This window comes from Actinosynnema sp. NPDC023658 (assembly GCF_040639995.1).
Lineage (GTDB): Bacteria > Actinomycetota > Actinomycetes > Mycobacteriales > Pseudonocardiaceae > Actinosynnema.
In genome coordinates this window covers 1-3,682 of sequence record NZ_JBFAAX010000571.1, presented here as the reverse complement: position 1 = coordinate 3,682, position 3,682 = coordinate 1, and the positions used below count along the sequence as shown (strand labels likewise).

Here is a 3,682-nt window from a genome sequence, read left to right as displayed (position 1 = left end):
GTGCTGCTGGTGGTGCTCTCGATCCGCAAGGTCCCCGCCTCGCTGGCGCTGATGACCTCGGCGTTGTTCGCGGGTGTCGTCGGTGCGTTCCTCCAGCACGGCGTCGTGCGCGACTTCGTCGCCCGTCCCGGCCTGGACCCGGTGCGGACCGGGGTCCAGGGCGTGTGGCAGGCGCTGGCCACGGGTTTCTCGATGGACTCGGGCATCGGGGAGGTCGACCGGCTGCTGTCGCGCGGCGGCATGGACAGCATGCTGCTCACCCTCTGGCTGATCATCGGGGCGGTGACGTTCGGCACCGTGCTGGAGGAGTTCGGGCTGATCACCCGCCTGATCGAGCCGCTGATCCGCGCGGCGGAGAGCACCGGCAGGCTGTTCGTCACGGTGTTCGCCACCGCGTTCGGGCTGAACATCGTGGCGGGCGACCAGTACATCGCGCTGGTGCTGCCGGCCAAGGTCTTCCAGGCGGAGTTCGCCAAGCGCGGGCTCGCGCCGACGAACCTGTCGCGGCTGACCGCCGACAGCGGCACGGTGACCTCGCCGTTGGTGCCGTGGAACTCGTGCGGCGCCTTCATGGGGGCCGTGCTGGGCGTGCCGACGCTGCTGTACCTGCCGTTCTGCTTCTTCAACATCGCCAGCCCGCTGCTGAGCGTGGTCTACGGGTTCACCGATTTCCGGATCGAGAAGGTTCCGCCTGCGGGCGCGGAACCCGCCGACCCGTGAGGGGATGACGTCGATGACGGTGACCCAGGCCAAGAAGTCGCAGCAGCTGCCGTTGATGACCTTGACCGCCATGGTGGTCGGGTCGATGGTCGGCGCGGGCGTGTTCTCGTTGCCGCGCAACTTCGCGCAGGCGACCGGCGTGCTCGGGGCGGCGATCGCGTGGGCGGTGGCGGGCGTCGGCATGCTCATGCTGGCGTTCGTGTTCCAGACCCTCGCCGTGCGCAAGCCCGAGCTCGACGCGGGGGTGTACGCCTACGCGAAGGCCGGGTTCGGCGAGTTCCCCGGCTTCTTCTCCGCGTTCGGCTACTGGGCCAGCGCGTGCGTGGGCAACACGAGCTACTGGGTGCTGATCAAGTCGACCCTCGGCACGGTGATCCCCGGCCTGGGCGAGGGTGACACGCTGATCGCGGTGGGCGTGTCGATCGTCTGCGTGTGGGCGTTCCACTACCTGATCAGCCGCGGCGTCAAGGAGGCGGCGGCGATCAACCGGATCGTCACGATCGCCAAGCTGCTGCCGATCCTGACGTTCGTGGTGATCCTCGCCGTCACGCTGCGGTCCGGTGTCTTCTCGGCCAACGTCTGGGGCGGCTCGGACCCGTCGGGCGGGGCGCTGTTCGAGCAGGTGCGGTCCACGATGCTGGTGACGGTGTTCGTGTTCCTCGGCGTCGAGGGCGCGAGCGTCTACTCCCGGTACGCCCGCAAGCGCACCGACGTCGGCCGGGCGACGGTGCTCGGCTTCCTCAGCGTGCTGGCGCTGTTCGCGTCGGTGACGCTGCTGTCCTACGGCGCACTGCCCCAGGAGGACCTGGCGGGCCTGCGCCAGCCGTCGATGATGGGCGTGCTGGAGTCCGTGGTGGGCGCCTGGGGCTCGGCGTTCATCGGCATCGGCCTGATCATTTCGGTGCTCGGCGCCTACCTGGCGTGGACGTTGATGGCGGCCGAGGTGCTGTTCGTCGCCGCGAAGGACGACGACATGCCGCGCTTCCTCAAGCGCGAGAACCGCCACGGCGTGCCGATCGCGGCGCTGGTGATGACCAGCACGCTGGTCTCGGTGGTGCTGGTCGTCACCCTGTTCTCCGACGACGCCTTCACGTTCACCCTCAAGCTGTGCAGCTCGCTGTCCCTGATCCCGTACGCGCTGGCCGCCGGGTACGCGCTGCGGCTCGGCGTCCGCGGCGAGACCTACGACGACGACCCCGGCGGTCGCCGCAAGGAGGTCGCGGTCGCGGACGTCGCGGTCGTCTACACCCTGTTCCTGATCTTCGCGGCCGGGATCGAGTTCCTGCTGCTGTCGTTCATCATCTACGCGCCCGGGACCGTCCTGTTCGTGATGGCACGGCGGGAACGGGGCAGGCGCGTGTTCTCCACCGGCGAGCTGGCCCTGTTCGTCCTCGCGGTCGTCCTGGCCGTGCTCGGTGTCGTCGGTCTGGTCACCGGCCTGATCGTCATCTAACGGAGGGACAAGCACATGACCGACACGGCCCAGCGCCCGTCCGCGGCGTACGGCGTGCACTCCGAGGTCGGCGCGCTGCGCAAGGTGCTGGTCTGCGCGCCCGGCCTCGCCCACACCAGGCTGACGCCGACGAACTGCGACGCCCTGCTGTTCGACGACGTGATGTGGGTGCAGAACGCCCGCCGCGACCACTTCGACTTCATGGCCAAGATGCGCGAGCGCGGGGTGGAGGTCGTCGAGCTGCACAACCTGCTGGCCGAGACGCTCGACGTGCCGGGCGCGAAGACCTGGCTGCTCGACCGCAAGATCGTCGCCAACGAGGTCGGGATCGGCCTGGTCGCGGACACGCGGGCGTTCCTGGAGGACCTGGAGCACCGCAGGCTGGCCGAGTACCTGGTCGGCGGGCTGTCCACCGCGGACCTGCCGTCGGACTTCCGGCCGGGTTACCTGGCGCTGGCCCGGGAGTCGACCGGTGTGCCCGAGTACCTGATGCCGCCGCTGCCCAACACGCTCTACACCCGCGACACGACCTGCTGGCTCTACGGCGGCGTGACCCTGAACCCCCTGTACTGGCCGGCCAGGCACGACGAGACGCTGCTGATGAAGGCGATCTACGAGTTCCACCCGGACTTCGTCGGCTCGACCGTCTGGTGGGGCGACCCGGAGCGGGACTGGGGGCTGTCCACGCTGGAGGGCGGCGACGTCATGCCGGTCGGCAACGGCGTGGTGCTGGTCGGGATGAGCGAGCGGTCGTCCCGCCAGGCCATCACGCAGCTCGCCGCCTCGCTGTTCGAGCAGGGCGCCGCCGAGCGGGTGATCGTCGCGGGCATGCCGAAGCTGCGCTCGGCGATGCACCTGGACACGATCTTCACCTTCGCCGACCGCGACTGCGTGACGACGTTCCCGGACATCGTCGACGGCATCCACCCGTTCACCCTGCGCCCCGGCGACCCGATCGAGGTGACGGAGGAGAAGCTGCCCTTCGTCGACGTGGTCGCGGAGGCCCTGAACCTGCCGAAGCTGCGCATCGTGGAGACCGGCGGCAACGCCTACGCCTCCGAGCGCGCCCAGTGGGACAGCGGCAACAACCTGGTCGCCCTGGAGCCGGGTGTGGTCGTCGCCTACGACCGCAACACCCACACGAACTCCGAGCTGCGCAAGGCCGGCATCGAGGTGATCACCATCGTCGGCGCCGAGCTGGGCCGGGGCCGCGGTGGCGGCCACTGCATGACGTGCCCGATCACCCGGGACGCGGTCGACTACTGACCCGGTGCGGCCGGGTCGGGGCCGCGCCGGATCGTCACCAGCGCGATGTCGTCGTTCGCGGGCCGGTCACCGACCAGGTCGGCCATGATCCGGGCGCAGGCCGTCTCCGGCGCGACCGGGCGCACGACCTGCCGCAGCGCCTCCAGCCGGGCGTCCAGGTCCTGCCCGCGGCGTTCCACCAGACCGTCGGTGTACAGCGCGAGCAGCGCACCGGGTGGCAGTTCGAGGTCGTGGGCCCGGCGG

The 3,682-nt window shown here is 70.1% G+C and carries 4 protein-coding genes; 3 read left to right on the top strand and 1 reads right to left on the bottom strand.

The window, feature by feature from the left end; all coding sequences use genetic code 11:
* The 3 genes from AB0G02_RS31325 to AB0G02_RS31315 form a co-directional block, all read left to right on the top strand.
* Positions 1 to 720: Na+/H+ antiporter NhaC family protein (locus AB0G02_RS31325; protein ID WP_360801235.1), on the top strand; the 720-nt coding region annotated here is incomplete at its 5' end.
* Positions 721 to 733: 13 nt separating this feature from the next.
* Entirely contained in the window at positions 734 to 2,173 is a 1,440-nt protein-coding gene (locus tag AB0G02_RS31320) for a basic amino acid/polyamine antiporter (protein WP_360801232.1), read from the top strand.
* Between the two features lie 15 nt (positions 2,174 to 2,188).
* Positions 2,189 to 3,439, top strand: coding sequence for an arginine deiminase (locus AB0G02_RS31315; protein ID WP_360801229.1), 1,251 nt, complete (start codon positions 2,189 to 2,191; stop codon positions 3,437 to 3,439).
* Here AB0G02_RS31315 and AB0G02_RS31310 read toward each other — a convergent pair.
* Positions 3,433 to 3,682, bottom strand: a 250-nt coding sequence (locus AB0G02_RS31310; RefSeq protein ID WP_360801226.1) for a SpoIIE family protein phosphatase, incomplete at its 5' end; no start/stop codon positions are given. The two genes, AB0G02_RS31315 and AB0G02_RS31310, sit on opposite strands and share 7 nt — an antisense overlap.